Here is a 6,156-nt window from a genome sequence, read left to right on the forward strand (position 1 = left end):
AAGACGACCGAACTTCCGTCTGCTTGCCTTCCGACCACAGACATGGAACGGCTGGCCGGAAAACGTCGGTCCGACACCCTTGAAGGCGAAGCGCTTCACAGAGATGCCGTAGCCGAAGACATACACCAGCGTCTACTCCAGTTCCACAAGCAGTTGCCCCGTCCGCACTTGATCACCGTTCGACACCAACACGCTCTTCACCACCCCACCTACCTCTGCCACCACGCTCGTTTCCATCTTCATGGCTTCGATGGCGACAAGGCGGTCTCCCTTTTCCACCGTTTGGCCGACCGATATCGCGACAAGGATCACCGCTCCTTGCATCGGTGCTCCCGCATGCTTCCCGTTGCCGCCCTCCGCCATCCGCGCTCCACGCGATGACGACCCCGCAACTTGCCGGTCGACACGGATCGGTCGGGGTTGGCCGTTTACTTCAAAGTAAAGCCTGACCGCGCCATCGACATCCACGTCCTGTTGCGCATTGAGCCCGACGAACAGCGTCTTACCCTTCTCGATGTCGACGGCAATTTCCTCGCCAACTCGCTGCCCGAAATAGAACACCGGTGTGGGAAGGATCGACACGTCGTCAAACTGCTCACGATGCGCGCAGAATTCCTTGAACACCTTTGGATACATTAGATACGACGCCAGATCATTGTCAGAGATTGGCTTACCGACCTCCCCCTCCGCCTGGCTGCGGACTGCTTCGAGATCGACCGCGGGAATGTGAGCGCCTGCGCGCCCTTCGATCGGCTTGGCGTCGCGCAGGATCTTCCGCTGCAGTTCCTTCGGAAAGCCGTCGGCCGGGTAACCCATCTCGCCACGGAACATCGAGATCACCGAGTCTGGGACTGAAGTCTCCTTCTCGGGATCGCTGATGTCGTCTGCTGTCAGTTGATTGGCGACAAGGTGCAACGCCATGTCGCCTACTACCTTCGACGATGGCGTCACTTTGACAATATCGCCGAACAACACGTTGACGTCGGCGTAGGCCTGGGCTACCTCGGACCAACTGGCCTCCAGCCCCAACGAACGAGCCTGTTCGCGAAGGTTGGTGTATTGCCCGCCCGGCATCTCATGCCGGTAGACATCGGAGGTTCCCGCCCGCATCTGAGCTTCGAACGGTTCGTAGTTCTTGCGAACCGACTCCCAGTAGGTACAAAACGGCTCCAACTCGTTGTGGTGAACCTCCGGTCGCCTCTCGTGATGCTGTAGTGCAGCAGCAATCGCGCCGAGGCTAGGTTGGGAGGTCAAGCCACTCAGCGAATCCATCGCACCATCGACGGCGTCCACGCCGGCCTCGATCGCAGCCAACACCGACGCTACCGCCCCGCCGCTGGTGTCGTGCGTGTGGAAGTGAATGGGGAGGCCCACCTCCTGCTTGAGCGCAGTGACGAGCGCGCGCGCAGCGTCGGGCCGACAAACGCCCGCCATATCCTTGATTCCCAGGACATGAGCCCCGGCCCTTTCGAGTTCCTTCGCGATGCGTACGTAATACTGGATGTTGTACTTGCCCCGCGTGCTGTCGAACAGATCACCCGTGTAGCAGATCGCACCCTCGCAAAGCGCACCGGCCTCCACCACCGCATCCATCGCCACCCGCATGTTCACCACCCAGTTGAATGAATCAAACACGCGGAAGAGGTCAACGCCACTGGCAGCAGCCCGCTTGACGAACTACTGAACGACGTTGTCGGCGTAATTTGTGTAGCCAACTGCATTGGAGCCACGCAGCAGCATCTGGAACAGGATGTTCGGCACAGCCTCCCTGAGGCTCTCCAGGCGCTGCCAGGGATCTTCGCGCAAGAAGCGCATGGCCACATCAAAGGTTGCGCCACCCCAGCACTCCATGGAGAACAGGCCAGGCAGCCTTTGCGCGTAGTACGGCGCGATCGCCAGCATGTCCCGGGTGCGCATGCGCGTCGCAAGCAGCGACTGATGCGCGTCGCGCATCGTGGTGTCCGTTAGCAGGACTCCCTGGCTGTCCTTCATCCATTGTGCGAACTGTTTCGGGCCCAGCTTCATCAGCAACGATCGAGTCCCGTCCGGAGCGGCAGGCGCTAGCTGGCCAACCGGCAGGGGATGCGTCATGACAAACGCGCTCGCTGGAGTCCTTCCTTTGGCGTCCGCATTCCCGTTGACATTCACGTCGCCAATGAAGCGGAGAAGCTTGGAGGCCCGATCGCGACGGTGCCGGAAATTGAACAGGTCCGGCGTATTGTCGATGAACCGGGTAGTACAACGGCCCGCCAGAAACTCCGGATGATCAATGACGTTCTCGAGGAAGGCCAGGTTCGTAGCAACACCGCGAATGCGAAACTCGCGCAGCGCGCGAGACATGCGCTGGTTCGCCTCGGCCGCGTCCCTACCCTTGGCAGTCACCTTGACCAGGAGAGAGTCGTAGAACGGCGTAATGACGGCGCCGGTGTATGCCGTACCGGCGTCTAGCCGGATCCCGAAGCCCGCGGCATTGCGATAGGTGGTGAGCTTGCCATGATCCGGCGCGAAGCCGTTCTCAGGGTCCTCGGTCGTAACACGGCACTGCACCGCATGCCCCTGCAACTTGATCGCCTCCTGAGCAGGAATATGGGATGCAGGCTCACCTATTCTGGCCCCCTCGGTCACTCGGATCTGCGCTTTAACGATGTCTATCCCCGTGACCTCCTCGGTTACGGTATGTTCGACCTGGATGCGCGGATTGACCTCGATAAAGTAGAACTCTTGCGTATCGGCGTCCAAGAGGAACTCGACAGTACCAGCGTGCGTATACGACACCGCGTTGGCAAGCTTCAGGGCCTGGTGACACAACGCGGTGCGCCGCTCATCGTCGAGATACGGCGCCGGAGCCCGTTCGACAACCTTCTGGTTGCGGCGCTGCACGGAACAGTCGCGTTCGAAGAGGTGGATGATGTTGCCATGCTGGTCGCCGAGAATCTGGACCTCGACGTGCTTGGCCCGAGCGATGAACTTTTCCAGGTAGACTTCGTCGTTGCCAAACGCTGCCTTCGCCTCGCGCCTTGCCGCCGCGATCGATTCGGCGAGATCTCCCTCGTGGTGGATAGCCCGCATTCCTCGGCCGCCACCGCCCCAACTAGCCTTCAGCATGAGCGGATAGCCGATTGCCGCAGCGAGCCCCTTGATCTTGTCGATGTCCTCCGGCAGTGCATCGGTGGCAGGAACCACGGGCACCCCAACACTTTGTGCCAGTGAGCGCGCCGACACCTTGTTCCCGAGTGCATGCATGACACCGGCTTTCGGGCCAATAAACAGGATACCCTCCTGCTCGCAGCGTTCGGCAAGCACGGGGTTCTCCGACAGGAATCCGTACCCCGGATGAATGGCATCGACGCCCGCGTCCCTCGCGACCCGCAGGACATCCTCGATATCCAGATAGGCATCGACTGGCTTCTTACCCTGACCCACAAGATAGCTCTCATCGGCCTTAAAGCGATGTTGCGCAAAGCGGTCCTGATGCGAGTAGATGGCCACCGTGCGAATGCCGAGCTCATTGGCTGCACGCATCACCCGGATCGCGATCTCGCTGCGGTTGGCGATAAGGAGGCTTTGGATCTTCTTCATGGGGAGGAGTCGGTCGGTAGTAGTTTTCTTAGCTCAGGATTCCCTACGCAGGGGAATGGCCGGCACGTTTGAGGAGGTCAACAGCTTGGAACGGTTGGTCCAGGCAAAGTGCGAGGACATACCGGCAACCCGCTCGTCATAACCACGCGCAAAATCGCCAACTTTGGGGCGCTCGACCTTGATCACACGAGCGCCAAGGTCTGCCAGTTGGCGCGTACAGAATGGCGCTGCGATTGCGTGTTCGAGGGAGACTACGGTAATGCCGTCCAGAGGACGCATGACAACCTCATTCGGAGAATGCGCCGTCCGCGCAGGATTTGCGCATGACAACGTCGGTGGGATCAGTCCGCGGTTGTCGCTTGACCTTGGGGCTTGCCGCAGCGGCCGGTATGCGTGGCGCATAGGCACGAATGTCTTCTATTTCCACGTCGCCTACCGCTGCACGCATTTGAAAGTCTGTCAGGCAGGCCTATCCAAGTAAATCTCGCTTTCTCGAAGCAGTCATTCGATGTACCCGAACACGCCCTCAGAGGGCATCGAAGACGGGGGAGATCTAGCCGCGCACCTCCGAACGAATCTACGTTCGCAATCCGCGAGCGAAACGGGGAAGTTGATAGCATCGTGCTGAAGGAAAACACCAAGCATTTCGACCTCGCTGGTTTAAGGCTGTTTTCGCGTATCGCGGAGGAAGCGAATCTCTCGCGAACTCATCGAGGTTGCGCAGGCGGCTGGACGGGCCCTGGATAACAGTTCTGCCCGGGCCACGGTGCCCACCACGAAACCAGGGGAGTTGATAGCAAGGAGCCGGCAGCGCCGGTACGGCAGGGCATCAACCGGAAGGACGCCCACCGCCAGAGACAAAACCACGAAACCAGCCACACCCGAAACGGCGCAGGACCTAGCGCTGCGAACGGCAGATGGCCGAACGCGCACCGCACGCGAGGTCAGGGGCCTCACCACGTAACCCATGGGTCATGCGGTTACGATGACCTTCAAGCCGGCAGGACTCGCCAGCCAACACTCGGGGGCCGTACGACGCAACCAAACGAGGCCCAAATGGCCTTATTGCTCTGCCCCCGGCAGGGCGGCTTTCTTTTCGTTAGTTTTCTTTCCCGGTCAAGGAAAAGTGACCGGCAGCCCCCCGCAGGGGGATGTCGTATGGCTTTTGGGTGCAAAAGCCAACGCCGCCGTAAAAACACAGATAAACCCCAAAAACCAACCGTTCTGCCCTTGCGCCCAAAAACCAAAACGATTCCGGCCCAGGCGGCGCAATTGCCTGAGCCGAGCCCGCCCACCAATCAGTCTTCCCCATCGACCCGGCAGAGAATCCTATGCGCGAGGCGAAGATGCGGTCTGTCGATCATCGTATCGCCGAGCCGCACCACACCCGACGCACCTACCTTGGAGAACGCCGCAACCACGCTCCTGGCCCAAACGACTTCCTCCTCCTTGGGAAGGAACGCCCGATTGATCGCGGCGATATGGTCGGGATGCCCGGCCGCCTTGGCGACGAATCCATCGCGTCGCGCCTGGGCCGCCTCAGCCACAATCTGAGCCTCGTCGCCAAGCTTGGTGCTGACCGCATCGATCGCGTCGACGCCGGCCTGGGCGGCCGCCAGCAGGCACATCGTTCGCGCTACGGAGAACGGCGGTGTCAGCTCCCGCCCTGCATGCGACGAGAAGGCGCCCAGGTCGGCGGCCAGATCATCCACGCCCCACATCAGCGCCCGAAGCCGCATCGGAGCGTTCCGGTACGACGACAATCCAAAAACGCCCTCCGACGTCTCCGTTGCCATGGCGATGATGCCCGTCTGCTGCTTGCCACCAAGCAGGATGTGCTCGTAGGCACAAAGGAAATCGCTAAGCCGGTGCACATCCTCGACGCTCCGGCATTTCGGCAAGACTACGGCATCGGGACAATGGCGCACGACGCAGGCAAGATCGTCGAGCATGTGCGCCGTGGCCAGGCCGTTGATACGCACAAAGAACGAGGCCGCCATCGACTCTCGATGCGCATCGAGAAAGGCGGAAAGCCGCTTTCTGGCTTCCCCCTTGCCTTCCTCGGGCACAGCATCCTCAAGGTCGAACACCAGCGCATCCGCGCCCGAGCGCAAGGAGGCCTCCAGCTTTCTATCGCTATCGGCTGGCACGAACAGCAGTGAACGCAGATGGCCCGGCATACCTATACTCATGTTCCCCTCCTGCCTGGCGGACATCGCTGCCGCCTATTTCGATACTTTGACGCGCGCGCGCGCACTCCATGTCATGCAAAATCCTGAGTACTCCCTGATTTCAGGCCCTTGTCTTGCAAAGATTGCCTGCGGCGGCGGTCTTCGTCAAACCGCGTTCCCGGAATGCCCCATTCGTCATTGACGAATGCGGCTGACCGAGCGCTGTGTGATCCGCCTTGCGCCAACGCGGGCGGCTACGGCCGCCCCTCCCTGAGCCGGGAAACGGTGTGCAACGAGACACCGAACCAGTCATAGAACGAACCCTCCAGGTCCTCCCTCCCTCCCCACCCCACTACATCCTTCAGGTCGGAAACAGAGCGCTCCGATTGCATGATTTCGAAAAACG

Annotated in this window: 1 protein-coding gene and 2 pseudogenes; all 3 read right to left on the bottom strand. The window is 60.7% G+C overall.

The genetic code is table 11. From position 1 onward, the window contains the following. Positions 1-132: 132 nt before the first annotated feature. The 3 genes and pseudogenes from ACYP5B_RS52450 to ACYP5B_RS52460 all read right to left on the bottom strand — a co-directional run bounded on the left by ACYP5B_RS52450 (position 133) and on the right by ACYP5B_RS52460 (position 5,759). A pseudogene (locus tag ACYP5B_RS52450) lies at positions 133-3,579 on the bottom strand (pyruvate carboxylase). Between the two features lie 84 nt (positions 3,580-3,663). Beyond that, positions 3,664-3,858, bottom strand: a pseudogene (locus ACYP5B_RS52455) (CoA transferase); the annotation flags it as partial. 1,019 nt (positions 3,859-4,877) lie between these two features. Continuing rightward, positions 4,878-5,759, bottom strand: coding sequence for an HpcH/HpaI aldolase/citrate lyase family protein (locus ACYP5B_RS52460; RefSeq protein WP_459575396.1), 882 nt, complete (start codon positions 5,757-5,759; stop codon positions 4,878-4,880). Positions 5,760-6,156 lie beyond the last annotated feature (397 nt).

The sequence above is a fragment of the Cupriavidus sp. 8B genome (genome assembly GCF_054589115.1).

What these genes read in the sequence shown, in the direction of transcription:
- ACYP5B_RS52460 (WP_459575396.1), bottom strand. Translation starts at nt 5,759, where the DNA reads ATGCCGGGCCATCTGCGTTCACTGCTGTTCGTGCCAGCCGATAGCGAT.